Genomic DNA, 25,869 nt, shown 5'->3' with positions numbered 1-25,869 from the left:
GAGGGGCCGGGGAGGCCCGGCTTACTACCTGACATGGATCGAGCGTTCGACCTCAGCTCTGTTTCCCATGCGATCGCTGACATGAATGGTAAGCCGGTGGGATCCCTTCGCCAGAGGGGATGGTGGCTGCGCAGTTGCTCTGCGGTGTTCGCCGTCGATCTCCGGGATGACCACTATCCCGTCAATGTACACCTTTACTTCTTTATATTCAACGCCACTCAGATTGTCGCGAAAACGGAAGAAAATCGAAGGTTTCTGGGTCGATCCACGCACGGAAACCCCGAAAATCGACGGGGGAATGGGGTCTTCCAGAAGGGCTATGTCCCCCAGGAAACGATGCAATTCAATGGTTGTCATGCCCGCCGAGTCAGGCGTTGCCCTTGAAAGAAAGGTCCAGCTCTGCCCGCTCCTTGTGTACGCGCCTGTCTTCGAATGGTCGGCGGGAGCTTTCATCCGGAATGTGAATCCGCCGTCCAGCGGTACCCCATGGGGCTCCATCGTGATCCCGGTTGCATCAGGTTCGTCCAACCGCGCCACCGATATATCGACGGGCGAGAATACGGCGCCGGGCTCATAAGAAATGGCCGCGGCAATCCCGTCAGGCCTGATCGTTGCTCCTGCGTCCGGGTCGACATGAAATGTCCCAGCAGCGACGGCCTTCGGGGGTGAAGCCAATGCTGGAGGCTCGGACCGGAATGATCCGGACAGCCGCGCCATGTTGCCGTTAAAGTCCACGCATTCCACTCTGAATGTATGCGTCCCCGCAGCTAGACGGTCAGTCTGGATGATCCCGCTCCCCGGCCCATATCCTGGAAAGATCGGCAGGCGGTGGTAGGTATCGATATAGAGCTTGTGGAAGTGCTCGCGTGAACGGAGCGAAGGATCCTGCGCGTACACCAGGCGGATCTGATGGCCGTCCCGCAGTGGGACGCGGTCGTAGCTCACCCCCATCACCTGAACATCATCGATAAAGAAGCGCAGGATGTGGAAACCGTGGAGGAATCGCGAAAGATTGGAACGGTCGCGAACGTCGACGGCGAATCCGACCGCACCGGCGATCACCGGGGTTCCGCTGAGCGTGAATTCTCCCCGGGCCCGTTCGCGGACCGCGAACCGTGCGAGCGAATGGTAACCATTCACGGTGGCATGCGACGTCAGAGGGGTGAAGAGTCCGCCGCGGAACACCGGAACGAGATCGTCGGTGACGCCGATGCCTGAGGTCAGGAGGGGATTGATGGTATTGTTGTTCTCATCCCGGATCTCGAAATGGAGATGCGCCGAACCGGATCCGCTCTCGCCGGCAAGGGCCACGATCTGCCCCGCAGCAACAGGAAATCTGGAAGGTGGGAAGTCGATCTCAACCGGGTAGCACCCTGCCCGCTGCTGCTCTTCGTGCACCGCAGATTGGAGCCACTCCGGAAAGCCGAACAGGTGTGCATACGTGGTGGTGTATCCGTCGGGATGGCGGATGGCGAGCAGCTTGCCGTAGCCGTTCGCGCTGATCGTGATGCGGGAAACGTAGCCGCTGCGCGCAGCGACGACCGGCAGGCCGATGGTATCCCCCGTGCTGATGTCGATGCCTGCATGGAAGTGCGTCGACCGGAATTCGCCGAACGATGAGGTCATGGCGCGGCTGCTTCGCATGGGCCAGCCATACGCGCGGAGGTCGGTGCGGATGCTGTCGTAGAGCACCGCGGCGGAAGGCCGGGATGCAGCATCGGTGGGCGAAGGCCCATGGGCTGCCGGGGCGGGCCCGATGAGCGCCAGTATGAACAACGAAAGGGAATGGACAGCCATCCTCAGCACAGGAACCTCCTCAGTGTACGGTCAGGAACGGCGTGCAACGGAGACCGTCAGGGATCCCACATGCTGCAGTTCTGCGGTGAGCGAATCACCCGGTTGAACCGGCCCGACCCCCTCAGGCGTTCCGGTATAAATGAGGTCGCCGGGCTCGAGCGTCATGATCGATGAGATATACGCGATCATGTGATCGACGCGGAATATCATAGAACTGGTGTTGGACTGCTGGCGGAGCTGTCCGTTCACCGAAAGCCGGATGTCGAGGTTGTGCGGATCGGGCACGGCATCGGGGCGGACGAACAGGCTGATCGGTGCTGATGTATCGAACCCCTTGGCAACGGTCCAGGGGAGGCCCTTCTTTTTGGCCTCGGCCTGCACATCGCGCAGGGTCATATCAAGCCCGATGGCATAGCCACCGACATGCTGCAACGCGTTGCTCTGGGGAATGGATGTGCCGCCTGTTCCGATGAGCACGACCATCTCCACTTCATGATGCACATCATGCGAGATGGAGGGGATCAGGATGGTGCCGCCATCCGCTATCAATGCGGAGGCGGGTTTGAGGAAGAGGACGGGCGTCGTCGGCACGTCCGCTTTCATTTCTTTCGCGTGCTCGATATAGTTGCGCCCGAGGCACACGATCTTGCCCGCGCGCGCTGTGGTGTCCGTGCCTGCGAATCGTATCTCTGCCATCGAAGGTCCTTCCCGTTGCCCCCCTTCAATATAGAAACGCACCCGGTGAACCGCAAGGAATCGCCTGCTTGCAATTCCATGGATTTCTGGCTACCATCTTGTGTTCCAACCTCACTCATTCCATCGGAGCTCTCGTGGCGATCACCTATGCACAGGCCGGCGTCAGCATTGCGGCCGGGGACGCATTTGTCCATCGCATCAAGAAGGATGTCCGCTCAACGTTCACACCGCGTGTGCTGGCCGACATCGGCGCATTCGGTTCGTTCTTTGACGCCCGGTTCCCGGGATACAAGTCGCCGGTGCTTGTCTCCAGTGTCGATGGCGTCGGCACAAAACTCCTGGTCGCACGGATGGCGAAGAAGTACGATACCGTCGGGCAGGACCTCGTGAATCATTGCGTGAACGACATCCTGGTGTGCGGAGCGGTGCCGCTGTATTTCCTGGACTACTATGCCACGGGCCGGCTGGATGTGAGGTCGGCCGCCGATGTCATCAGCGGGTTCGCGAAAGCCTGCCGTGAGAACGGCTGTGCGCTGGTGGGCGGGGAGACCGCGGAAATGCCCGGGATGTATGCGGATGAAGACTTCGACCTGGCAGGTATGATCGTGGGTGTGGTCGACAAGCCGAAGATCGTGGACGGGCGGAAGATCAGGAAAGGGGATGTGCTGATCGGCCTTCCCTCGACAGGGCTCCATACGAACGGCTACTCGCTCGCCCGGGCGGTCCTCCTCAAGCAGTACAGCGTGGAAGAACGGATCCCGGACCTTGGAACGACCCTTGGCAAAGCCCTGCTCGCCGTTCACCGGTCGTACCTGAGCGCGGTGAAGCCGCTGCTCGGCAAGCCGGCGCTCCGGGGGATGTCGCACATCACCGGCGGCGGCATTGTGGGCAATACCATGCGCGTGGTCCCGAAGGGCCTTACGCTCAATATCGACTGGGAGGCCTGGAAACGGCCGGCGATCTACGGGCTCATCCAGCGATTGGGGGATGTCCCGGAAGAGGATATGCGGAAGACATTCAATCTCGGGATCGGGCTGATCCTGATCGTGGCGAAGGGTGAAGCGGGCAAAGTGATGCGGTCGTTGCAGAAGCGGGGCGAGAAGCCCCTGGTCATGGGTGAGGTGGCGGCTTCATCTCCCGTTGTTCGAGTTCGACGCTGACCTTTTCCATGAAGGACTTCCACTCGTCGGGGTGTGCGTCGTACCACCTCCGGGTGAGATCGAATGCTTCACGTGTGACACCGGCTTTTTCGAGCGCTGTAGCGGCATTCTGAGCACTGGTGGAGGAGTCGGCCTGCGTATTGCGCGACCTCAGGGATGCTTCCAGAAGATCGCAGTAGACGGTCAGGAATTGCTGCTCGGTCAACGCTCCCTCGGGTGGCGTTGCAGAATTGCACGAAACGAGCATGAATGTTATCAAAATTGGGCAAAATGTACGCATATTGCTCTCAGAATACGTCATTGTTGCGAGGAAGTCAATGGGTGGGTGGACTCTTCCTTGACTTTGATGGGGGATGTCGGTATATTTACGTTCCATCAAACGCCACCGTTAAAATCCATTAATCTTTCTCTATGCCCTCTACCTCTGACTTCCGACCCGGTTTGGTCATTAAATACAACAATGAATTATGGACTGTTGTCGAGTTCCAGCATGTGAACCCGGGTAACTGGCGGGCCTTCGTACGCACCAAGCTCAAGAATCTCAAGAGCGGCAAGGTGATCGAAAACCGCTTCCGGGCCGGGGAGGCCATCGAGATCATCCGCATTGAACGCAAGGAATTCCAGTTCCTGTACAGGGATGGGAGCGGGTATGTGTTCATGGATAAAGAGAACTACGAGCAGCTGACCGTTCAGGGAGAGCAGGTCGGGGACGGAGCGGTCTTCCTGAAAGACGGCGAATCCGTTGATATTCTCTTCAATGGCACGGATATCACCGGGATCGAGCTCCCGATCACAGTGGAATTGGCGGTTACGGAGACTGTTCCGGGGGTCAAGGGCGACAGTGCCAACGCGGGCACGAAGCCTGCCAGGGTGGAGACGGGCGCGATGGTGAATGTTCCCCTCTTTATTAGTGAAGGCGAAGTCATCAAGATCGACACTCGTACCGGCGGTTACATCGAGCGTGTGAAGAACTAACGCCACCTTCAGTGGAGACCCAATGGACCTGACTCTCATTAAGAAGCTGGTGAAACTGCTTTCCGAAAGCGATGTCGACGAGATCGAGATCGAGGAAGAAGGGAAGAAGATCCGCGTGGCGAAGCATCCGGAACGGGGTGGGACGATCCAGATGGCCGCTCCGGCCCAGTGGATGGCGGAAGCCCCGCGCTTTGCGCCGGCCCCGTACGCCCCTGCCGCCGCACCCGTTGCGGCAGCACCCGCACCCTCTGCCCCTGTGGCCGCGCCAGCCGCCGCATCCAATATTCATCAGATCAAATCGCCTATCGTCGGGACCTTCTACCGGTCCCCTGCACCCGATGCGTCACCGTTCGTTCAGATCGGGTCGACCGTCGAACCCGGCGCCGTCCTGTGCATCATTGAAGCCATGAAGCTCATGAACGAGATCGAAGCTGACGTGACCGGTAAGGTCGTCAAGATCCTCGTTGAGAACGGTCAGCCTGTCGAGTACGATCAGGTCCTGTTCGAAGTCGAAAAGTAGCCACCCCTCGCCCGAACCCCGGAAGCGTCCGCGTGTTCAAAAAAGTCCTCATAGCAAATCGCGGAGAGATCGCGCTCCGCGTCATCCGAGTCTGCAAGCAGTTCGGGATCAAGACCGTTGCGGTCTATTCCCAGGCCGACAGGGATTCTCTCCATGTCCGGTTCGCGGATGAGGCCGTCTGTATCGGTCCGCCCCCCGGCAAGGAAAGCTATCTCAAGATCCCCCGCATCATCGCCGCGGCCGAGATCACGAACGTCGATGCGATCCATCCCGGCTACGGATTCCTCGCCGAGAACGCATCGTTCGCCGAGATCTGTGCGTCGACGGGCATCAAGTTCATCGGACCCAGCGCGGAGATGATCAGCGCGATGGGCGACAAGGCCTTCGCCAAGGACACGATGAAGAAGGCCGGCGTGCCGGTCATCCCCGGCAGCGACGGCGTGGTCAAGAGCGCCGGCGAAGCCGTCGATATCGCCAAAGAGATCGGGTATCCCGTCATCATCAAGGCGGTCGCCGGTGGCGGCGGACGCGGTATGCGCATCGTCCGCGAAGAATCCGAACTCGAGAACGCCTTCAAGACCGCGTCCCACGAGGCCGAACAAGGCTTCGCGAACCCTGCCGTGTACATCGAGAAGTTCGTCGAACAGCCGCGCCACATCGAGATCCAGGTGTTCGGCGACAAATTCGGCAATGCGATGCACTTCGGTGAGCGCGATTGCTCCGTTCAGCGCCGGCATCAGAAACTCATCGAAGAATCCCCGTCGCCCTTCGTGGATGAGCCCCTGCGCAAGCGGATGGGTGAGGCCGCGATCAAGGCATGCAAGGCGGTCGGCTATGAGAACGCGGGCACGATCGAGTTCCTCGTCGACAAGAATAAGAACTTCTATTTCATGGAGATGAACACCCGCATTCAGGTCGAGCACCCCGTGACCGAGCAGGTGACCGGCCACGATCTGGTGAAGCTCCAGCTGCAGGTGGCGGCGGGCGAACGTCTCCCGCGCACGAAGATCGTGGCCCGCGGCCATGCGATCGAGTGCCGTATCAATGCGGAGGATCCCGCGAACAACTTCCGGCCGAACCCCGGGTTGATCACGGACTTCCATATGCCGGGCGGTTTTGGCGTGCGTGTGGATACCCACAGCTATACCGGGTATCATGTGCCGCCGTATTATGATTCATTGATCGCGAAACTCGTCGTCTTCGCGCAGACACGCGACGGTGCCATCGCCAAGATGAAGTCGGCGCTGGATGAGTTCACGATCGAAGGGATCAAGACCACGATCCCGTTCCAGCGTCAGGTGATGCAGGATGAGCGGTTCGTTTCGGGGAACTTCGATACGAGTTTCCTCGAGACGTTCCAGTTCGTCCCGGAAACCTGATCTCTCACAGATCGACGGAGCATGCCATGAATCTTCCTCAGGACCTCAAGTACACCAAAGAACACGAATGGATCACCGTCGACGGAACGGTGGGCACGGTCGGCATCACGGACCATGCGCAGGGTGAGCTCGGCGACGTGGTGTTCGTGGAACTACCCGCGGCGGGCAAGGTGGTGAAGCAGGGCGAATCGTTCGGCACGATCGAAGCGGTGAAGGCCGTTTCCGATCTCTATGCCCCGGTCTCCGGTACCATCACGGAAGTGAACGCCGCGCTGAACGCAACCCCCGAGCTGGTCAACAAAGAGCCCTACGGCGCAGGCTGGATGGTGAAGATCACCCTTACCAACCCGGACGAACTGAAGGGCCTGATGGACGCGGCAGGCTATAAAGCGCTCATCGGAAAGTAAACCGTCTCAAGGAAGAGGGAGGGAGCCACGCTCGTCCCCCCGCATCCTGAGAGTGCACTGTGCGACATGCAAAAAGCCCCCGGTATCCGGGGGCTTTTTCGGTATCTGCGAGCGTCCTGTTCTTCTCTTCGCTATCCTTTTCCTTCATAGGCTTCGATCGGTGGACACGTGCACACCAGATTCCTGTCCCCGTACGGATTGTTCACCCGGCCCACCGCGGGCCAGAATTTCCGTGCACGGCTCCAGGGAGCAGGGAATGCCGCCTTCTCACGCGAGTAGGGCATTGTCCAATCGTCGGCGATCACCGCGGCAGCTGTGTGCGGCGCGTTCTTCAACACGTTCTGGGCCCTGTCCGCTTTCCCCGTCTCGATCTCGCGGATCTCTTCACGGATCCTGATGAGCGTGTCACAGAAGCGGTCCAGTTCTTCCTTCGGTTCGCTTTCCGTCGGCTCGATCATCAGTGTGCCCGCAACCGGGAACGACACCGTGGGCGCATGGAAGCCGTAGTCCATCAGCCGCTTCGCGACATCCTCCGCCTCGACGCCGGCCGATCCCTTGAACGCACGCAGATCGATGATGAATTCGTGCGCCACGCGGCCATTGATGCCGGTGTACAACACCGGGTAGTGGCCCTCGAGTTTCTTCGCCATGTAGTTCGCGTTCAGGATCGCCATCTTCGTCGCATCCGCCAGCCCTTCCGAACCCATCATCGCGATATATGCCCAGGAGATGAGCAGCACATTTGCGCTGCCATACGGCGCCGCGGAAACCGGGCCGATGGCCTGTGCGCCGCCCGTCGGCACGACCGGGTGCCCCGGGAGGAACGGTGCAAGATGCTTCGCCACCGCGATCGGCCCCATGCCCGGGCCGCCGCCGCCGTGCGGGATGCTGAAGGTCTTGTGCAGATTGATGTGGCACACATCCGCACCCAGTTCCGCCGGGCGCGTCAGTCCGACCTGCGCATTCATGTTGGCACCGTCCATGTACACCTGGCCGCCGCTCGCATGAATATCCGCACAGATCTCCTTGATCGAAGCTTCGAACACACCGTGCGTGGACGGGTAGGTGACCATCAACGCCGCCAGGCGGTCGCGATGCTCGGCCGCCTTTGCCTTGAGGTCGGCGACATCGATGTTGCCCCGCTCATCGCACCGGACGATCACGACCTCCATACCCGCCATCACTGCGGAGGCGGGGTTCGTGCCATGCGCGGACGAAGGGATGAGGCACACGGTGCGTCCGGTGTTCCCCTGTGCTTCGTGCCAGGCGCGGATGACGAGAAGTCCGGCGTATTCACCCTGGGCGCCGGCGTTCGGCTGCAGCGATGTTGCGGCGAAGCCGGTGATATCGGAGAGCCATCCGGCAAGGTCCTTGAACATCGCATGATAGCCGGCCGCCTGTTCCACCGGGGCAAAAGGATGCAGCGATGCGAACTGCGGCCAGGTGATCGGGATCATCTCCGCTGTCGCGTTCAGCTTCATCGTGCAGGAGCCGAGCGGGATCATGCTCACATTGAGCGAGAGGTCGCGCGACTCAAGCATGTGCATGTACCGCAGCATCTCGGTCTCGGAGTGATGCGTGGTGAAGACCGGATGCTTCAGATACGTGGACGTGCGTGCCATGGGTCCGCTGTAGCCGGGTGCAAGGCGCGCGGCCACCGCGGCGATCTCCTTCGCTCCGCGGGCACCACCCGAAAAGACCGTCAGGATGTCCGCCAGTTCGGCGGCCGTCGTCTGCTCGTCGAGCGTGATGCCAACCGACCCGTCCTCGAAGTACCGGAAATTGTAGCCGAGGGATGCCGAGTATTTGCGGATGGCCTCGGGCTTCACCCGATGCAGACGGATGCGCAGCGTGTCGAAGTATGCGCTGTGCACGATCTCGTGCCCGGCCTCGCGCAGTGCGCCGGCCAGCACGGAGGTCCGCTCGTGGATGCGTGTCGCGATACGGCGGATCCCTTCGGGGCCATGATAGACCGCGTACATCCCGGCCATGACCGCCAGAAGGACCTGGGCGGTGCAGATATTGGATGTGGCCTTCTCACGGCGGATATGTTGCTCGCGCGTCTGCAGGGCCATGCGGAGCGCGGGGTTGCCATGGGCATCCACCGACACGCCGATGATACGGCCGGGCATATGGCGCTTGAAGGCGTCCTTCGTGGCGAGGAATCCGGCATGGGGACCGCCGTAGCCCATCGGCACGCCGAAGCGCTGTGCCGAGCCTACCACGGCGTCGGCGCCGAACTCACCGGGAGGGGTGAGGAGGGCGAGGGACAGCAGGTCGGCGGCGACCGCCACCTGGACCCCCGCTGCATGGGCGCGGGCAACAAGGGCAGTGTTGTCCACGACCGCACCGTCCGATGCAGGGTACTGGAGCAGGAGGCCGAACATCCGGGGCGTGAACTCGAGCGACCGGGTATCCGCGGCGGTCACGGTGATACCCAGCGGCTTTGCGCGGGTATGGAGCAAGGCAATGGTCTGGGGGTGGCAATCCGACGAGACGACGAACTCGCCGCCTTCGGGGTGCCCCTTCATAGCGTAGAACATGCCCATCGCCTCTGCCGCCGCCGTGGCTTCATCCAGCAACGACGCATTGGCGATCTCCATGGCGGTGAGGTCGATCACCATGGTCTGGAAATTCAGGAGAGCTTCAAGCCGTCCCTGGGCGATCTCTGCCTGGTACGGCGTGTAGGCGGTGTACCACCCCGGATCCTCGAGGATGTTCCTCAGGATCACCGGCGGCGTGACGGTCGCGGCGTAACCCATCCCGATGAAGCTGCGGAAACGGGCGTTCATGGCTGCGTAGCGCGCAGCCTGCTCCAGCATCTCCGCCTCGGAGAGGGGGGTGCCGCAATGCAACGGCTCCGGAGAGCGGAGCGATGCAGGGATGACAGACGCGATGAATTCATCGAGAGTGCGTGCGCCGAGGGTGCTCAGCATGACGGCGCGATCGTCGGGGCCCGGCCCGCAATGACGCTGCCCGAAGGCTGCGTCGGGTGTCAGTGTGATGGACATAGCGTGCGATGGTGTACGATTGTGGGAAGAAGTTCGGCGTGTGACACGGTGAGCCTGTTCATGTGGCTCAAGATACGGAGAAGGGTCCTGAATTTCAAACTTGCTGCGATGGGAGAGGCATTCCCATTCCTGAGAAAAAGCGCATTGCATATCATAGAATGTGGTGTTTAAATGATTTAAACCCCAACCGCCATCGGGCACACTTTTTGACAAATTTGGTGCACCTTCCACTAGCAGGAGTCCACGACTGATGAAGAACACAAAGAAAAGCAAAGCAAAGGGCGCGAAGGCAACTTCCGGAAAAAAGGGGCTGCGCGGACGGGACTATCTGTCCGTGGATGACCTCTCCACGGCCGAGATCAAGCGCATCCTTGAGCTCACCGCGGACATCAAGGCACGGCCGAAGAAGTACCGCCACTCCCTCGACGGGAAGATGATGGCGCTGATCTTCGAGAAGCCGTCGCTGCGCACGCGCACCACGTTCACCGTGGGCATCAAACAGCTCGGCGGGGACTCGATCCTGCTCACCCCGGCCGACATCAATCTTGGCAAGCGCGAATCCTTCTATGATGTCGCCAAGAACCTGGAGCGCATGGTGGATGGCATCATGATCCGCACCTTCGGCCATGATATCTGCACCTCGCTGGCCGATCATGCCTGCATCCCGGTCATCAACGGGCTCACCGACCTCGAACACCCGTGCCAGGCGATGGCGGATATCTTCACCGTGCTCGAACACAAGAAGAACCTGAAGAAGCTCAAGATCACCTATATCGGCGACGGGAACAACGTGACGCATTCGCTGATGCTCATCGCCGCGAAGCTCGGCACCACGATGGTCGTCGGCACGCCGGAAGGGTACAAGCCCGTGCAGTCCATCATGGACCGCTCCTGTGCGATCGCGGAAGAGACCGGTGCGAAGATCCTCTGGACCGCCGATCCGGTGGAAGCAGCACGCGAGGCGGACGTGATCTATACCGACACGTGGACCAGCATGGGCCAGGAGGCCGAGGCGGTGGAGCGCCGCAGGATCTTTGCATCGTATCAGGTGAACGCCGCGCTCTTCTCGCACGCCCATGAGAGGGCGCTGTTCATGCACTGCCTGCCTGCACACCGTGGCGAAGAGGTCACGGATGAGATCATCGACTCTCCGCAGTCCGTCGTGTTCCAGGAAGCGGAGAATCGCCTGCACGCGCAGAAGGCCATCATGCTCGAACTGCTCCGGGAGTGATATGGGTAAGCTGATCCTGGTTGCTGTGGGAGGGAACGCTCTCATCCGGGCGGGCCAAAAGGGGACAGCGCAGGAACAATTTGAGAATGCCGTGGAGACGGCGAACGCGGTGATCCGGCTCATCAAGTCCGGCCACCGTGTCGTCCTGACCCACGGCAACGGCCCGCAGGTGGGTGCCATGCTCACCCGGACCGAATTGGCTGCCGCCCATGCCTATCGCCTTCCGCTCGATTGCTGTGTGGCGGCGACGCAGGGGGAGATCGGTTACGTACTGCAATATGCGATGTGGCAGGCCATGCAACAGGAGGGCCTCCATGTGCCCGTCGTCTCGCTCATCACCCAGGTCCTCGTCGACGCCAACGACCCCGCCTTTCAGAATCCCACCAAACCCATCGGGCCCTTCTATACGAAGGACCAGGCCGAGCGCTACCGCGACCTGTTCAACTGGGTGATCGTGGATGATGCCGCCCGCGGGTATCGCAGGGTCGTTTCCTCCCCGGAACCTAAGGAGATCATCGAACTCGAGGCCATCCGTGCGTGCGTCGACCGCGGCCTCGTGGTCCTCGCGGGCGGAGGCGGGGGGATCCCGGTGTTCAACGATCACGACCTCTCCAAAGGCGTCGAGGCGGTGATCGACAAGGACCATACATCGGCGATCCTTGCGGCCCAGCTCGGCGCCGATATGTTCGTCATCTGCACCGACGTGGCGAAGGTGTGCCTGGACTACAGAAAGCCGACCCAGCGGACCGTCGATACGCTCACCGTCGCGGAGTGCCAGGCACATCTGGCTGCCGGACAGTTCCCTGCCGGGAGTATGGGTCCCAAGATCAGAGCGATGATGGTGTATGCAACGCGCCAGCGCGGCGAAGCCATCATCACCAACTATGAGCACCTCATCGATGCGATCGATGGCAACGGAGGGACCCGCGTCCTGCCCGACCCCGACACGTAGCTCCGCTGCCAGCCTCAGCGGATCATGTGTGCAACGGACCGAGTGCATCGAACAGTGGTTTATCTGAGAGAGGATCGTATGCAGCAGAAACGCGTGTTGATCATGGGCGCGGCCGGACGGGACTTCCACAACTTCAATACCGTCTATCGTAAGGACCGCAGCACCGTCGTGGTGGCATTCACCGCGACCCAGATCCCGAACATCGACGGCAGGAAATACCCCGCCGCACTTGCCGGCAAACTCTACCCCCGCGGCATCCCCATCTACGACGAAGCAGATCTCCCGAAGCTGATCTCAAAGCTCCGCGTCGACGAAGTAGTGTTCTCCTACTCCGATGTGTCGTTCCAGTACATCATGGAGAAGGCATCGCTGGTCATGGCCTGCGGCGCAACGTTTAGCATGCTCGGCGCGGAACAGACCATGATCGCTTCAAAGGTTCCTGTGGTCGCTGTCGTCGCCGTGCGGACCGGCTCGGGCAAGAGCCAGACATCGCGCCGCGTGTGTCAGTTCCTGCGGAGCCAGGGGAAACGCGTCGTCGCCATCCGTCACCCGATGCCGTACGGCGACCTCGTGAAACAGAAGGTCCAGCGCTATGCGTCGATCGAAGACCTGCGCCGGCACAAGTGCACGGTGGAGGAGATGGAGGAATATGAACCGCACATCGTCGAGGGGACGATCATCTACGCCGGCGTGGACTATGAAGCGATCCTGCATCAGGCGGAAAAGGAAGCCGATGTGATCGTGTGGGATGGCGGGAATAACGATACATCGTTCTACAAACCCGATCTGACCATCACGGTCGTGGATCCCCACCGGCCCGGCCATGAACGGTCGTATTACCCCGGTGCCACGAACGTGCGACTCGCCGATGTGATCGTGGTGAACAAGGTCGATTCCGCCACGCGTGAGGGGATCGAGACCGTCCTGAAGAACGTGCGCGAGATGAACGCTCATGCGGTGATCGTCGAGGCCGCATCCCCGATCGCCGTGGACGATCCGTCGGTGATCAAGGGGAAGAGGGTCCTTGTCATCGAGGATGGTCCGACGCTCACGCACGGCGAGATGCAGTACGGTGCCGGGGTGATCGCGGCGAAGTCGTTCGGGGCGGCGGAGCTCATCGATCCGCGCCCGTATGCTGTGCGGTCCATCGCGGCGACCTTCAAGAAGTATCCGAAGACCGGGATGCTCCTCCCGGCAATGGGGTACGGGACCGCCCAGATGAAGGACCTGGAGGCAACGATCCGCCAGACGCCGTGCGATGCGGTGGTCATCGGCACGCCTATCGACCTCCGGCGCGTCATCACCATCGAAAAGCCCTGCACCCGGGTCACCTATTCGCTTCAGGAGACCACACGTCCGGATATCCCCGAACTGCTGAAGCCGATCGTGAAAAAGGCGGGGCGGAAACGGGGCAGGTAACGGCGGGATTCGAAGGAACACGGCAGGCAGGCGGGAAATGGTCCCGGCTGCCTGCTGATTGTTCAGGGAGTCAAATCCGCATGGAATTGCCGCTTGTCGATCGCCCCATTGTCAATTGTGCCGTACCGCCGTTTTCCTTATATTACCGCATGACCCACCCCGAACGTATTCTCATCCTGGACTACGGTTCCCAGTATTCCCAGCTCATTGCGCGCAGGGTGCGGGAACTCGGCGTCTATTCTGAACTCCACGCCTTCAACCTGACCATCGACCGGATCCGGGAGCTGAACCCGAAGGGGATCATCCTCTCCGGTAGCCCCTACAGCGCTTACGAAAAGGGTGCGCCGATCTCCTCTCCTGAGATCTTCAACCTCGGGATCCCGGTGCTGGGTATCTGCTTCGGCCTGCAGCTGATCGGCCACCAGTTGGGCGGGGAGGTGGATCGTGCCGCACGCCGGGAATATGGCCAGGCGGCACTGACCATCGATGACCGTTCCGATCTGTTCGCCGATATCGAAGGGGATGCCGGACTGACGGTCTGGATGAGCCACGGCGACCATCTTACGCGCATGCCTCCGGGCTTCGAAGCGATCGGCCACACCGCCAATGCTCCGATCTGCGCCATCCGCAATCCTGCGAAACGCATCTACGGTGTGCAGTTCCATCCCGAAGTGGTGCATACCCCCCGCGGGAAAGACGTGCTGCGGAACTTCCTCTATCGTATCTGTGGTTGCACAGGTGGATGGAGTGCGTCGTCGTTCATCCAGCGCTCGATCGAGGATATCCGCCAGAAGGTCGGCACGGGGAAAGTGATCTGCGCGCTCTCGGGTGGCGTGGATTCCTCTGTTGCGGCGGTCCTGCTCCACAAAGCGATCGGCGACCAGCTGCACTGCATCCACATCAACAACGGGTTGATGCGGATGGATGAATCGGAGGACGTTGTCCGGACGTTCCGCGATACCTTTGCGATGAAGCTGGACTATGTCGATGCGACGAAGCTGTTCCTGACGAAGCTGAAAGGCGTGACCGACCCCGAGCGGAAACGCAAGATCATCGGGAAGGCGTTCATCGAGGTCTTCGAGAAGAAATCGAAACGGATCAAAGGGGCCGACTTCCTCGCGCAGGGGACGCTGTACCCCGACGTGATCGAGTCCACGTCCTTCCGCGGCCCATCGGTGACGATCAAGACGCACCACAATGTGGGCGGGCTGCCGAAGCGGATGAAGCTGAAGCTCATCGAGCCGTTCCGCGAGCTGTTCAAGGATGAGGTCCGTGCCGTCGGACTGGAACTTGGCATCCCTGCCGATCTGATCTGGCGTCATCCGTTCCCCGGGCCGGGACTTGCCGTCCGCATCCTGGGTTCCATCACGAAGGAGCGGCTGGACCTGTTGCGCCGCGCCGACGCGATCTTCGTGGAAGAGGTGAAGAAGGCCGGACTGTATCGTGAGATCTGGCAGGGGTTCGTCGTCCTTCTCCCCGTGAAGTCGGTCGGGGTGATGGGTGACGGACGGACATATGAGAATGCTGTTGCGGTGCGTGCGGTGAGCAGCGTGGACGGGATGACGGCCGACTGGTCGCGCATCCCGCATGATGTCCTTGCATCCATCAGCTCGCGCATCACCAATGAGGTCCGGGGGATCAATCGTGTCGTGTATGATATCAGCTCCAAGCCGCCGTCCACTATTGAATGGGAGTAGCCGCATTCCGCTCCGTCGTTCCGATCCTTTCCGGGTTCCGCAGTGAAAAAGTACTTCTCGTTCGTCAAAATTGAACATACGCTGTTCTCCCTTCCCCTTGTCTATGCAGGGGTGTTCCTTGCCTCGCGCGGTGCGTTCCCCGGCTGGAATCCGGTCCTCCTCGTTCTCGTGGCTGCTACCGGCGCCCGCACGGTCGCGTTCGCGCTGAACAGGATCATCGACCGGCAGATCGATGCGCGCAACCCGCGTACCGCCTCGCGCGATCTGCCCAGCGGCCGCATGTCGCTTGTGGAGGCCCTGGGCGTTCTCGTCGCAGGCCTGGCGCTCTACTTCGGGTCTGCCTACGCCCTGTCATTCTTCTGTTTCGTGATGTCGCCGATCCCGCTCATGGTCTTCATCGTGTACCCGACCATGAAGCGCTTCACACCGTTGGCACACTTCGGCGTGGGGCTCGGCCTCGCCATGGGACCGTTGGGTGGATGGTTTGCGGTCTCGCCGTCGTTCGACACTATCCTCTCGCCGGCGCTGCTGTCGCTCTTCACCATGCTCTGGGTCGCAGGATTCGATGTCATTTACGCGACGCTGGATGAGGAGTTCGACAAGAAGGCATCGCTTTTTTCGTTCCCCTCGCGCTTCGGCAAAGAACGCGCACTGCGCTATTCCGGCTACCTCCATGCTGCGGCGTTTGTCGTGCTGAGTGCGCTCTTCGTGCAGGCGGAGCTGTCCAAATGGGCTTTCCCGCTCCTGCTCGTTACGGGCGTCCTGTTGTACACTGAACAGAAGAAGGCGGAGGATGTGGAACTCGCCTTCTTCAAGATCAATGCCGTCGCCGGCTTCGCGGTCCTGGCCATGGTCCTCGTGGGAGTGCTCGTATGAAGGTCGTCGTCGGTATCACCGGCTCCTCCGGTGCGGTCTACGCCCTGGATTTCCTCAAGAAGTGCCCGGACAACAAGTACCTCATCGTCAGCAAGTGGGGAAAGGTCCTGCTGAAGGACGAACTGAAGATGAGCGAGAAGGACCTTGCGCCATTCGTGAAGCGCACGTTCTCCGATGAAGACCTCACGGCGCCTACGGCATCGGGCTCCAACCGCTTCGATGCGTATGTGATCCTTCCGGCATCCACCTCCACCATCGGGAAGATCGCTTCGGGGCTGGGCGATACGCTCATCACCCGCACGGCGCAGGTGTGCCTGAAGGAACGCATCCCCCTGATCATCTGCGTGCGGGAGACACCGCTGTCGACCCTCACACTGGAACAGTGCGCACGGTTGTCCGGTTATGGTGCGACGATCATGCCGATCTCGCCGCCGTTGTATTTCGTGCCGGACACCGTGGATGCGTACGTTGGCGGATTCACCGACAAGCTCCTCGGACAGATCGGCGTGCGGACCTCGCCCGGCTGGCGCGAGGAGGAGTTCACGTGAAGGCATCCGAGTTCAAGACCGCCGGCGACTTCGCTCTCTATCTGGAGAGCGTGGGTGAACTCCTGCGCGTGCAGGAAGAGGTCGACCCGTATCTGGAGATCACCGAGATCGCACGGCGCGCGATCAAAGAGCGCCGCCCGGCGATGCTCTTCGAACACGTCAAAGGGTCGCCCTATCCCGTGCTGGTGAATGCGATGGCGAGCGACCTGCGGTGTGAGCTTGCGCTCCAGAAGCATCCCGAGCAGCTCGGACAGGAACTGATCGCCTTCCTTGGCGACGCACTGCCGCCGAAACCTTCCGCTGTGATGAAGCACCGGTCCCTTGCCCGGCGATTCCTGTCGGCCCCCGTGAAACGTGTCGCCACCGGCCAGGCACAGCAGGTCGTCGAGAAACCAGCCCTCGGGCAATTGCCTGTTCTCACCTGCTGGCCTGAGGATGGCGGCAGGTTCATCACGCTGCCGCAGATCGTCACGTACGATCCTCGTACCGGCAAACGCAACATGGGTATGTATCGCATGCAGGTCTTCGATGACGCGACGACCGGGATGCACTGGCAGATCCAGAAGGGCGGCGGCTTCCACTACACCCAGGCAGAGAAACTGGGCAAGCCCCTCGAACTGGCGGTCGCGATCGGGACCGATCCCGCACTGCTGATGGCGACCATCGCCGCATTGCCGGAGAATATCGACGAGGCCATGTTCGCCGGTTTCCTCCGCGGGAAACGCACCGAGTTCACGCGCGGCTCCAGCATCGGGATCGATGTCCCCGCGCATGCAGAGTTCATTCTTGAAGGGATCGTCCGTCCCGGCGAGCGCAGGATGGAAGGTCCGTTCGGCGATCACTTCGGGCATTATTCGCACGCCGCGGAGTTCCCGGTCTTTCATCTGAGCGCGGTGACGCGGAAGCGCAACCCGATCTACCCGGCCACGGTCGTGGGGATCCCGCCGATGGAAGACAAGTTCCTCGGCGATGCCACACAGCTCGTGCTCGGGCCGCTGGCGCGCTTGATCCATTCGGAGATCCGCGATCTCTGGGCGTACTACGAGGCCGGGTTCCATAACCTGCTCGTGGTGTCCGTGGACCAGCGCTACGCCAAAGAAGCGATGAAGACCGCGCTCGGGTTGATGGGGATGTCGCAGCTCTCATTGACCAAATGCATCGTGCTTGTCAGCGAAGGTGTGAACGTGCGCAACTTCGATGAAGTGATGCGCGAAGTGCGCGACCAGTTCGATCCGCACCGCGACTTCCTGCTGATCCCGAAGGTCCCGCTGGACACGCTCGACTTCACAAGCTTCACCATGAATCTCGGAAGCAAGATGGTGCTTGATGCGACGCGGAAGCAGCGTCCGCAGCCTGCAGAACCCCGCGCGACGAGGCTTCCTTCCGTTGAAACCGTCAGGGCCCTCCGCGAAGTGGACCGCCGCATCGTGGACCTCCGGTTCGTGCATGAGACCATGCTCCTGGTGAAGGTCCGGGGAGAGGGGAAGCCGGTCATCGAACAGCTCGTCCGCCACCCCGCGCTGACAGGCGTTGCCGTCATCGCTGCTGTGAGTGAGGACGTGGATCTGGACGACAAAGAGAACTACATCTGGGGCGTTTTTACGCGGTTTGACTGCGAACGGGATATTCTGTTCACCCATCAGGAACTCATCGGCATCAGCCCTGTTTATAAGGGTGTAATGGGGATCGACGCGACCTGGAAGACGGGATACCCCGCGGCGCTGACGATGCCGGAAGCGGTGGTGAAGGCCGTGGATGGCAAGTGGGGGCGGATAATTAAGAACTAAGAATGAAGAACTCAGAATTCTTAATTGAAAGCAGTGGAGAGTATGCAATTTCGTGACAAGACCCTTGCTCCGATCTGGACGAAGGTCGAGCGTGGTGAGCGGCTGACGCTGGACGACGGCCTGGTGTTGTACCGGACGCAGGACATCATCGGCGTCGGGCGCATGGCGCATACCGTGCAACGCCGGTGGAGCGGTGACGCCGTGTACTTCGTGCTGAACCAGAAGATCGAGCACACGAACGTCTGTGTGCTGTCGTGCAAGTTCTGCGACTTCGCGGTGAAGAAGGGCGCACCCGGCGCGTACGAGATGACGTCGCAGGATATCCTCGCGCGGCTCACGCCCGAGATCAAGGAAGTGCATATCACGGGTGGCATGCCCGCCGACTGGCCCTGGGAACGGTACCTGGACATCGTCCAGACCATTCATCGCCATCTCCCCGATGCCGATGTCAAGGCATTCACGGCCGTGGAGATCGACTTCTTCCACAAGAAGTTCAAGATGTCCATCGAGCAGGTCCTCCGCGAGTTGAAAGAGGCCGGCGTGCGCACCATGCCCGGCGGCGGTGCTGAGGTGTTCTCCGAGCGCGTCCGCAAGCAGCTCTTCCATCAGAAGATCGGCGCGAAGGGGTGGTTGGACGTCCACAAGGCCGCGCACCGGCTCGGCATTCCGACGAACAGCACGATGCTCTACGGGCACATCGAAACGCTCGAGGAACGGCTGGAGCACATGATGCGGCTGCGGGAGACGCAGGACGAGACCGGCGGATTCCTGACCTTCATTCCACTGGCCTTCCAGCCCGGGAACACGGGCATCAAGCCGTCGAACCGATACACATCGGCGATCGATGATCTGAAGACGATCGCGATCTCGCGCCTGATGCTGGACAACTTCCCGCACATCAAGGCGTACTGGGTGATGCTCACCGAAGAAGTGGCGAGTGTCGCGCTGAACTTCGGCGCGGATGACATGGACGGGACCGTGGGCGGCGAGAAGATCGCCCACGATGCCGGGGCCATCAGTCCGATGGCCATGAAGAAGGACCAGCTCATTCGCATCATCCGCGATGCCGGGAAGATCCCGGTGGAGCGGGACGTGTACTATAATCCGATCCGGATCCACGCGGACCACGTGATCGGTAAGATCCCGTATCTCAACTCGATCGCCTATCACGCGTATCTGGATGTGCCGGAGTATAAGATCCTGCCCGTCCGTCCCCGGCGCATGGGGATGCTGAGCGAGCAGGGAATGATCGACGCGGGATTATTCTCCGTGATGAACTACGTCCACCAGGCCGATCGGCTGGACCTGCTCGGGTATGGCCTCGCCTCGCGCGACCAGGTGAAGAGCGTGATGCTGTTCTCGAAAGAAGGGTGGCGGGACCTCGACGGGAAACGGATCGGCATCATCGACGATACCGCAACCTCGGTGCAGCTCCTGCGTGTGCTCCTCCAAAAGCGCTATGGTGTCTCGGCACGGTTCGAGCGGCTCCATGGCGGGGTGAATGACCTCACCGGTTTTGACGCCGTGTTGTTGATCGGCGACGAGGCGCTGCAGGCGAACAAGAACGGGCTCCCCGGCTTCGATCTGGTGTACGATCTGGCTCGCGAGTGGTACGAGTGGCAGAAGCTGCCGTTCGTCTTCGCCGTGTGGGCCGTGAAGAAGAGCATGAGTCAGGAGGACCGGGCGCGCCTCACCGAAGCGCTTGTCGCTTCACGCGAGAAGAGCGCAGAGAACTATGCCGTTGCCGGTGGCGTGCTTGGACGCCGGATCGGACTATCGGACGCGGAGACCGCGGAGTACCTGGACGGATTCAATTACTCGCTCGGCGAACGGGAGCGGGAAGCCATTGCGAAGTTCGCGGCCCTGGTGGAAGAAGAAGAGCAGAGCAGGGTGAAGAGCTAACGATGAAAAGCAATTGAGGATGGGCGACCGAGGAATGAAGAGTGAAGGCCGAGGATTGTCAATGGAAAGCGTGACGCTGCAGGATATCTATGCAAAGGTGCGGGCAGGCAAGCGGATCTCGCGTGACGAGGGGCTAGTTGTGCTCAGGCATGGCGAATTGCTTGATCTCGCCGACGTTGCCAATGAGGTGCGGTTCCGCATCAATCCGGACCCACACGTGACGTTCGTGGTCGATACCAATCCCAATTACACGAACGTCTGCACCATCGACTGCATCTTCTGTGCGTTCTATCGCCACCCCGGCGACGAAGGCGTGTACACGCACTCCGTCGATCACATGGTGGCGAAGTTCAAGGAGTCGGCCGCAAAAGGGGTGACGACCGTGCTGCTGCAGGGCGGCGTGAATCCCGCACTGCCCCTCGACTACTACCTGGAGCTTGTGCGCCGCACGGTCAAGGAAGTACCGCAGGTCCATCCGCACTTCTATTCCACCTCGGAAGTGCTCGGGATGGCGGCCGTGTCAGGGCTGAGCGTGCCGGAGGTGCTGAAGCAGCTCTGGGATGCGGGGCTGCGGACGATCCCCGGCGGCGGGGCGGAGATCCTGTCGGACCGCGTGAAGAAGAAGATCAGCAGCCGGAAGGGTTCCAGCCAGGACTGGCTGGACGTGATGCGTGAGGCGCACACGCTGGGCTTCAAGAGCACTGCCACGATGATGTACGGCCATCTGGAGCAGGACGAGGATATCATCGAACATCTCGAGGTCGTGCGCGCGCTGCAGGATGAATATCACGGGTTCACGGCGTTCGTCCCGTGGAGCTTCAAACCGGGCAACACGCCGCTGGAGAAGATCATCCCGCACTACGCGACGCCGACGCGGTACCTGCAGATGCTCGCGCTGTCGCGCATCTACCTGGACAACGTGCCGCACATCCAGGCGTCATGGTTCTCGGAAGGGAAGAAGGTGGGCCAGATCGCGCTGCACTTCGGTGCGGATGATTTTGGAGGGACGCTGCAGGAAGAGAACGTCCACGCGGCGGCGAACTTCGTGAATACCACGAACACCGAAGAGTGCATCCAGATGATCCACGATGCCGGGTTCGTGGCCGCGCAGCGGAACACCACCTACGACATCCTGAGCATCTACAAGCCGGCGAGTGCGGCGTAATTGCCAGGGCAGTGCGGCCTATCTGGCCGCGAGAAACGAAAGCAGGGCGGCCATGCTGGCCGCCCTGCTTTGCCTTTCCGATGAAGTGCGCGACCAGGCTGGTCGCGCTTACACTAGTTCGATCGTCGGAACGCCCGTTACCACCCCTCGCGCCGCTGCTTTTTCGAACAGCAGCTTCAGCCCCGCCAACCCATTCTCGCCCATGTCGATCGTCAGATCGCTCACGTACATCTTTACGAACTTCTCGCCGAGCTCATAGTTGATGCCACGCCCCCACTGCATCGCGTACGGGATCGCTTCTTCCTGATGCTTGTAGCCGTAAGCGATGCTCTCCTTCAACCCGCGTGAGAGCTTCACCGCGAGGTCCATGCCGAGGTCCTTGCGCACCACGTCCAGCCCGAGCGGCAACGGCAACCCGTTGCTTTCCTTCTCCCAGAACTCACCGAAGTCCAGGATCTTGTTGTAGCCGAGCGATGCGTACGTGATCTGGCCTTCATGGATGAGCAGGCCGGCATCGACCTCGCCGCTGTCCACAGCATCCATGATCTTGTCGAACGGCATGTCCACGTGACGGATGCCGTCGGTGAATGTCCGGAACAGCAGCGTGGCCGTCGTGAGCGGCCCCGGTGTGCCGACCAGTTTCCCCTTGAGCTCGTCAAGCGAGCGGTACTTCTTCGAAACGATCACGGGGCCGTAGCCCTCGCCCATGCTCGCGCCGGTCCGCATCACCCAGTAGTGCTGTGCAACGGCGGGGAAGGCATGCGCCGAGATGGCGGTCACTTCCAACTCCGCTTTCATCGCGCGCACGTTCAGCGACTGAATGTCCTCGAGCATGTGCTCGATCTGAATGCCGTCCAGCTTCACCTTGCCGCTGGCCAGGCCGTAGAACATGAATGCATCGTCAGGGTCCGGGCTGTGCCCGACGCGGATGACGCGGTCTCCGGTGGTCGTCATGTGTCTCCTGTATAGATCGTTGCGATGCCGAACGTGAGCCGCTCCTGGCGCACGTTCTTGAATCCGGCGGTGCGCAGGATGCCGAGGAAGTCCTCTCCTTCGGGAAACCGCATCACCGTGTCGGGCAGGTACGTGTATGCACCCGGGTCCTTCGATATGAATCTCCCGATCAACGGGAGGATCCGCCGGAAATAGAAGAAATACAATTGCTTGAACGGGAACGATGAAGGGCGCGAGAATTCCAGGACCATGATCCGGCCACCGGCCCTCAGTACACGCCCCATCTCCCGGAGGCCCTGCTCCAGGTTCTCGAAATTCCGGGCTCCGAATGCGACGATCGAAGCGTCGAAACTTCCGTCCGGGAAAGCGATCTTCTCCGCCTCACCGGCCTGCAGGGTGATGGTCCCCGTCAGCCCCTTCTGCTCGATCTTTTCCCTCCCGATCGCGAGCATGTTCTCCGAGATGTCCACCCCTACGATCGTGTCGGGCCCGAGCTTCATGGCGGCAAGCGCGAGGTCCGCCGTGCCCGTTGCGACGTCGAGGATGCGTTTCGGCCGGATGTCGCGCACCGCAGCGATCGCTTTCTTGCGCCAGTACAGGTCGATGCCCCCGCTCAACAGGTGGTTGAGCAGGTCGTAGCGAGCGGCAATGCCGTTGAACAGGGTACGGACTTCAGAGTTCGACACAGGAAGAAGGAAGAGGGAATAAGGGATACATGTTCTGGAATTCACCCTCATGATACAAAAACTCCCGCTTACATCCAATGGTGAGGCTTCCTCCTTCCGACGTCCTTCTTCCTTTGCGTTTTTGCCTCACATTCCGTACTCTACTTGTATGAAACGTACTATACCCGTCCGGCTACGGGAAGGGAAGGACCGCTCGTACGAGGTCCTGATCTCCCCCGGAGCACTCGCACAGCTTCCCTCCCTCATTGCTTCCCGGTGGAAGGGGAGGAGCATTTTCGTCGTTACCGATTCAAATGTGAACCGGCTGTACGGCCGCACGGTGACACGCGGACTCGTGGTTGCGGGGTTCGACCCCGTTCTCATCGATGTTCCACCGGGTGAAGAGTCGAAATCCATTGACGTCTATTACGCTGTTCTCACAGCGTTGCTCGAGAACCGCATCCGCCGGGGGAGTGTGGTGATCGCCCTGGGCGGTGGCGTGGTGGGCGACCTCGCAGGTTTTGCCTCCGCGAGCGTGCTCCGTGGCGTGGAGTTCGTCCAGGTCCCGACAAGCCTCCTCGCGCAGGTGGACAGCAGTGTCGGCGGAAAGGTCGGTATCGACCATCACCTTGGCAAGAACCTGATCGGCGCATTCCATCAGCCGTCGCTTGTCGTGATCGACCCTCTGGTGTTGAAAACGCTCCCACCCCGGGAGTTCAGGAACGGCCTCGCCGAGATCATCAAGATCGCCGCGGCGTTGGACCGGAAGTTCTTCTCGTTGCTTGCGCGGAATGCCGCGAAACTCCGCCCCGGGCAGACGGCCTTCCTTACACGCGTGATCGCCACCGCTGTCGGCTTGAAAGCAGCCGTGGTGGAGAAGGATGAGCGGGAGGCGGGCCTGCGGAAGGTCCTTAACCTCGGCCATACGCTCGGACACGCGATCGAGACCGCGAGCGGGTTCTCACTCCGTCACGGGGAAACCGTGGCGATCGGAATGGTGCTCGAGGCGCGGATGGCGGCGACCATGGGACTCCTCAGCATCGATCACCTGATGAAGATCAAGCAGGCCCTCGAAGCGGTCGGGCTGCCCACGCGCATCCCCGGGAAACTGGATATGCGACGGGTGCATACGTCCCTTGCGCTGGATAAGAAGGGGAAGGATGGCATGCCGCTGTTCGTCCTCCCGAAAGCCATCGGCGCCTCAGCGATCGACGTGCCCGTGCCCGATGCACTCATCCGGTCCGTACTCGCATGATCATCGTCCCCATTGTCGGCCCGGCCCTCGCAGATGCACGTCGACAGATCCGGGCCTCCCGCCGCGACGCGGATATGTTCGAGTTCCGCCTCGACCTCTGCCCCGATCCGGCGCTCATCCGTGCGATCCGTTCGGCCCGTAAGCCGGTGATCGCCACCTGCCGCCCTGTGCGCGAGGGTGGACGGTTCGAGGGCAGCGAAGGGGACAGGTTCGAGAAGCTCGGTGCGGCGATCCGCGCCGGGGCCTCCTACATCGATTGTGAATTGGATGCGGTGAAGGAGTTCCGTGCCTGGTGCGGCGAGCAGAAGCTTCGGCCCCGGCTGATCGTTTCCAAACATGATTTCAGCGGTGGATACGCGGAAGTGTTGCAGGTCTACAAGCGCCTGCGTGCCGTGCGCGCCGATGTCATCAAGCTCGCCTATACCGCCACCGATGCCTGGCAGATCGCCGGAGTGCGCACGATCCTCCAGCGCGCCGCACGCGATCGTCAGCGCGCCATCGCCATCGCGATGGGCGAAGGGGGCGAGGCGAGCCGTATCCTCTACCGTGTGTTCGGCGGCTGGGCAACGTTTGGATCGGCAACCGAGAAGGAGGGCTCTGCCCCCGGCCAGCTCACTGCTGCGGTGATGAAGAAGGTGTTTCTTGCGCACAAGCGGACGCCGCGCACGAAGGTCTTCGGACTCGTGGGTGATCCGGTGCGTCAGAGCAAGGGCATCTACATTCATAACCCGCTCTATGCGAAGGCGGGGGTCAATGCTGTGTATGTGCGGTTCCCGGTTGGCGACCTCGACCGGTTCCTCCAGGAGTGCGGGCCGTGGTTGACGGGCTGCAGTGTCACGTTGCCGCACAAGTCCGCGATGGCGCGGCACTGCTCCTCTTTTATGGGAAACGCCGAGATGATCGGGGCCGTGAATACCGTTGTGCGGCAGGGGAAGCGTTGGACCGGCGCGAACACCGATGCCGGGGCGGCGCTGGATGCCATCGAGAAGCACCTTCCTGTGCGCGGCGAACGGATGGTGATACTTGGTGCCGGTGGTGCTGCACGTGCGATCGCTGTGGAGAGTGCGCGGCGTGGCGCGACGGTCACCATCGCGAACAGATCGGAAGAGAAGGCGCGTGCGCTTTCGAGCGAACTGGATGTTGCCTGGTGCCGTACGGATGCCATCGCCACGGCCCGGCCATCGATCCTTGTGAACACGACCCCGGTGGGCATGTGGCCCGCAGTGGACGCCACACCGGTCACGTCGGTCCCGCCGTGCGTACGCCTGGCATTCGATGCGATCTACAATCCGGCCGTGACCCGGTTCCTGACCATGGCCCGGAAGCAAGGTGCCGTGATCGTGGGTGGAAGCGAAATGTATGCGGGGCAGGCGGTCGACCAGATCCGCATCCTCACCGGCGTGCGCGTCACGGGCGCCGTGGTGATGCGCATGTTCCAGACCGCGATCCGTCAGCATCCCTGAACTGAAGAGC

At 61.3% G+C, this 25,869-nt stretch carries 22 protein-coding genes; 16 read left to right on the top strand and 6 right to left on the bottom strand.

From position 1 onward, the window contains the following. Positions 1 to 24: 24 nt before the first annotated feature. Together IPI01_08995 and IPI01_08990 are read right to left on the bottom strand one after the other, a co-directional pair. Positions 25 to 1,806 (bottom strand): peptidoglycan DD-metalloendopeptidase family protein, encoded by a 1,782-nt coding sequence (locus IPI01_08995; protein ID MBK7257922.1) that lies wholly within the window; start codon positions 1,804 to 1,806, stop codon positions 25 to 27. A gap of 21 nt (positions 1,807 to 1,827) precedes the next feature. Then, the gene (locus IPI01_08990) at positions 1,828 to 2,493 is read right to left on the bottom strand and encodes a fumarylacetoacetate hydrolase family protein (GenBank protein ID MBK7257921.1); all 666 of its coding nucleotides are present in this window, start codon (positions 2,491 to 2,493) and stop codon (positions 1,828 to 1,830) included. A gap of 140 nt (positions 2,494 to 2,633) precedes the next feature. Here IPI01_08990 and IPI01_08985 point away from each other — a divergent pair, with 140 nt between their 5' ends. Further along, positions 2,634 to 3,653, top strand: coding sequence for a phosphoribosylformylglycinamidine cyclo-ligase (locus IPI01_08985; GenBank protein MBK7257920.1), 1,020 nt, complete (start codon positions 2,634 to 2,636; stop codon positions 3,651 to 3,653). Here the strand turns inward: IPI01_08985 and IPI01_08980 are convergent. Then, positions 3,604 to 3,900: a DUF4296 domain-containing protein gene (locus tag IPI01_08980; protein ID MBK7257919.1), complete on the bottom strand. Its 297-nt coding sequence runs from the start codon at positions 3,898 to 3,900 to the stop codon at positions 3,604 to 3,606. The genes IPI01_08985 and IPI01_08980 overlap by 50 nt on opposite strands. 164 nt (positions 3,901 to 4,064) lie before the next feature. On the opposite strand from IPI01_08980, the gene efp reads away from it, so the two are divergent. From efp to gcvH, 4 genes are read left to right on the top strand one after another with little or no spacing between them, the layout of a single operon-like run. Further along, positions 4,065 to 4,628 carry an elongation factor P gene (gene efp, locus IPI01_08975; GenBank protein MBK7257918.1) on the top strand — a complete coding sequence of 188 codons (564 nt, stop codon included), beginning with the start codon at positions 4,065 to 4,067 and terminating at the stop codon, positions 4,626 to 4,628. Positions 4,629 to 4,650: 22 nt separating this feature from the next. Further along, a complete protein-coding gene (locus tag IPI01_08970; protein MBK7257917.1) occupies positions 4,651 to 5,148 on the top strand; it encodes an acetyl-CoA carboxylase biotin carboxyl carrier protein in 498 nt (165 codons plus the stop codon). Between the two features lie 32 nt (positions 5,149 to 5,180). After that, entirely contained in the window at positions 5,181 to 6,527 is a 1,347-nt protein-coding gene (gene accC, locus IPI01_08965) for an acetyl-CoA carboxylase biotin carboxylase subunit (GenBank protein ID MBK7257916.1), read from the top strand. A gap of 26 nt (positions 6,528 to 6,553) precedes the next feature. Then, the gene (gene gcvH / locus IPI01_08960) at positions 6,554 to 6,934 is read left to right on the top strand and encodes a glycine cleavage system protein GcvH (GenBank protein MBK7257915.1); all 381 of its coding nucleotides are present in this window, start codon (positions 6,554 to 6,556) and stop codon (positions 6,932 to 6,934) included. Positions 6,935 to 7,065: 131 nt separating this feature from the next. On the opposite strand, the gene gcvP is transcribed toward gcvH, so the two are convergent. Beyond that, positions 7,066 to 9,945, bottom strand: coding sequence for an aminomethyl-transferring glycine dehydrogenase (gcvP, locus tag IPI01_08955; protein ID MBK7257914.1), 2,880 nt, complete (start codon positions 9,943 to 9,945; stop codon positions 7,066 to 7,068). Between the two features lie 250 nt (positions 9,946 to 10,195). Here gcvP and argF point away from each other — a divergent pair, with 250 nt between their 5' ends. The 9 genes from argF (at position 10,196) to mqnC (ending at position 21,522) form a co-directional block, all read left to right on the top strand. Beyond that, positions 10,196 to 11,176, top strand: a complete 981-nt coding sequence (gene argF, locus IPI01_08950) for an ornithine carbamoyltransferase (protein ID MBK7257913.1) — start codon at positions 10,196 to 10,198, stop codon at positions 11,174 to 11,176. Position 11,177: 1 nt separating this feature from the next. After that, entirely contained in the window at positions 11,178 to 12,128 is a 951-nt protein-coding gene (arcC, locus tag IPI01_08945) for a carbamate kinase (protein MBK7257912.1), read from the top strand. 78 nt (positions 12,129 to 12,206) lie between these two features. After that, the gene (locus tag IPI01_08940) at positions 12,207 to 13,547 is read left to right on the top strand and encodes a GTPase (GenBank protein ID MBK7257911.1); all 1,341 of its coding nucleotides are present in this window, start codon (positions 12,207 to 12,209) and stop codon (positions 13,545 to 13,547) included. A 149-nt stretch (positions 13,548 to 13,696) separates the two neighbouring features. Beyond that, entirely contained in the window at positions 13,697 to 15,244 is a 1,548-nt protein-coding gene (guaA, locus tag IPI01_08935; protein ID MBK7257910.1) for a glutamine-hydrolyzing GMP synthase, read from the top strand. A 42-nt stretch (positions 15,245 to 15,286) separates the two neighbouring features. Continuing rightward, a complete protein-coding gene (locus IPI01_08930; protein MBK7257909.1) occupies positions 15,287 to 16,120 on the top strand; it encodes a UbiA family prenyltransferase in 834 nt (277 codons plus the stop codon). Beyond that, positions 16,117 to 16,668, top strand: a complete 552-nt coding sequence (locus IPI01_08925) for a UbiX family flavin prenyltransferase (GenBank protein ID MBK7257908.1) — start codon at positions 16,117 to 16,119, stop codon at positions 16,666 to 16,668. The genes IPI01_08930 and IPI01_08925 overlap by 4 nt, the downstream gene beginning before the upstream one ends. After that, entirely contained in the window at positions 16,665 to 18,455 is a 1,791-nt protein-coding gene (locus tag IPI01_08920) for a menaquinone biosynthesis decarboxylase (GenBank protein ID MBK7257907.1), read from the top strand. Before IPI01_08925 ends, IPI01_08920 begins: the two co-directional genes overlap by 4 nt. 42 nt (positions 18,456 to 18,497) lie before the next feature. Beyond that, on the top strand, positions 18,498 to 20,357 hold the full coding sequence (gene mqnE, locus IPI01_08915) for an aminofutalosine synthase MqnE (protein ID MBK7257906.1): 1,860 nt from the start codon (positions 18,498 to 18,500) through the stop codon (positions 20,355 to 20,357). A 61-nt stretch (positions 20,358 to 20,418) separates the two neighbouring features. Next, positions 20,419 to 21,522: a dehypoxanthine futalosine cyclase gene (mqnC, locus tag IPI01_08910; GenBank protein ID MBK7257905.1), complete on the top strand. Its 1,104-nt coding sequence runs from the start codon at positions 20,419 to 20,421 to the stop codon at positions 21,520 to 21,522. A 108-nt stretch (positions 21,523 to 21,630) separates the two neighbouring features. Here mqnC and IPI01_08905 read toward each other — a convergent pair whose 3' ends face one another. Both IPI01_08905 and ubiE read right to left on the bottom strand, forming a co-directional pair. Continuing rightward, complete coding sequence (locus IPI01_08905; GenBank protein ID MBK7257904.1) at positions 21,631 to 22,476, bottom strand: ABC transporter substrate-binding protein; 846 nt, start codon at positions 22,474 to 22,476, stop codon at positions 21,631 to 21,633. Further along, positions 22,473 to 23,213, bottom strand: a complete 741-nt coding sequence (gene ubiE / locus IPI01_08900; protein MBK7257903.1) for a bifunctional demethylmenaquinone methyltransferase/2-methoxy-6-polyprenyl-1,4-benzoquinol methylase UbiE — start codon at positions 23,211 to 23,213, stop codon at positions 22,473 to 22,475. Before ubiE ends, IPI01_08905 begins: the two co-directional genes overlap by 4 nt. 97 nt (positions 23,214 to 23,310) lie before the next feature. Between ubiE and aroB the strand changes: the two genes are divergently transcribed. Continuing rightward, positions 23,311 to 24,396 carry a 3-dehydroquinate synthase gene (gene aroB / locus IPI01_08895; GenBank protein MBK7257902.1) on the top strand — a complete coding sequence of 362 codons (1,086 nt, stop codon included), beginning with the start codon at positions 23,311 to 23,313 and terminating at the stop codon, positions 24,394 to 24,396. Then, a complete protein-coding gene (locus tag IPI01_08890; protein MBK7257901.1) occupies positions 24,393 to 25,859 on the top strand; it encodes a type I 3-dehydroquinate dehydratase in 1,467 nt (488 codons plus the stop codon). Before aroB ends, IPI01_08890 begins: the two co-directional genes overlap by 4 nt. The last annotated feature ends 10 nt before the right edge of the window (positions 25,860 to 25,869 follow it).

This window comes from Ignavibacteriota bacterium (assembly GCA_016707525.1).
GTDB lineage: Bacteria > Bacteroidota > Ignavibacteria > UBA10030 > UBA6906 > JAGDMK01.
The sequence above is the reverse complement of the archived record's forward strand: the minus strand, read 5'-3'. Positions and strand labels throughout refer to the sequence as shown.

What these genes read in the sequence shown, in the direction of transcription:
- IPI01_08990 (MBK7257921.1), bottom strand. Translation starts at nt 2,493, where the DNA reads ATGGCAGAGATACGATTCGCAGGCACGGACACCACAGCGCGCGCGGGC.
- IPI01_08980 (MBK7257919.1), bottom strand. Translation starts at nt 3,900, where the DNA reads ATGCTCGTTTCGTGCAATTCTGCAACGCCACCCGAGGGAGCGTTGACC.
- efp (MBK7257918.1), top strand. Translation starts at nt 4,065, where the DNA reads ATGCCCTCTACCTCTGACTTCCGACCCGGTTTGGTCATTAAATACAAC.
- IPI01_08970 (MBK7257917.1), top strand. Translation starts at nt 4,651, where the DNA reads ATGGACCTGACTCTCATTAAGAAGCTGGTGAAACTGCTTTCCGAAAGC.
- gcvH (MBK7257915.1), top strand. Translation starts at nt 6,554, where the DNA reads ATGAATCTTCCTCAGGACCTCAAGTACACCAAAGAACACGAATGGATC.
- gcvP (MBK7257914.1), bottom strand. Translation starts at nt 9,945, where the DNA reads ATGTCCATCACACTGACACCCGACGCAGCCTTCGGGCAGCGTCATTGC.
- argF (MBK7257913.1), top strand. Translation starts at nt 10,196, where the DNA reads ATGAAGAACACAAAGAAAAGCAAAGCAAAGGGCGCGAAGGCAACTTCC.
- arcC (MBK7257912.1), top strand. Translation starts at nt 11,178, where the DNA reads ATGGGTAAGCTGATCCTGGTTGCTGTGGGAGGGAACGCTCTCATCCGG.
- IPI01_08940 (MBK7257911.1), top strand. Translation starts at nt 12,207, where the DNA reads ATGCAGCAGAAACGCGTGTTGATCATGGGCGCGGCCGGACGGGACTTC.
- guaA (MBK7257910.1), top strand. Translation starts at nt 13,697, where the DNA reads ATGACCCACCCCGAACGTATTCTCATCCTGGACTACGGTTCCCAGTAT.
- IPI01_08925 (MBK7257908.1), top strand. Translation starts at nt 16,117, where the DNA reads ATGAAGGTCGTCGTCGGTATCACCGGCTCCTCCGGTGCGGTCTACGCC.
- mqnE (MBK7257906.1), top strand. Translation starts at nt 18,498, where the DNA reads ATGCAATTTCGTGACAAGACCCTTGCTCCGATCTGGACGAAGGTCGAG.
- mqnC (MBK7257905.1), top strand. Translation starts at nt 20,419, where the DNA reads ATGGAAAGCGTGACGCTGCAGGATATCTATGCAAAGGTGCGGGCAGGC.
- IPI01_08905 (MBK7257904.1), bottom strand. Translation starts at nt 22,476, where the DNA reads ATGACGACCACCGGAGACCGCGTCATCCGCGTCGGGCACAGCCCGGAC.
- ubiE (MBK7257903.1), bottom strand. Translation starts at nt 23,213, where the DNA reads ATGAGGGTGAATTCCAGAACATGTATCCCTTATTCCCTCTTCCTTCTT.
- aroB (MBK7257902.1), top strand. Translation starts at nt 23,311, where the DNA reads ATGAAACGTACTATACCCGTCCGGCTACGGGAAGGGAAGGACCGCTCG.
- IPI01_08890 (MBK7257901.1), top strand. Translation starts at nt 24,393, where the DNA reads ATGATCATCGTCCCCATTGTCGGCCCGGCCCTCGCAGATGCACGTCGA.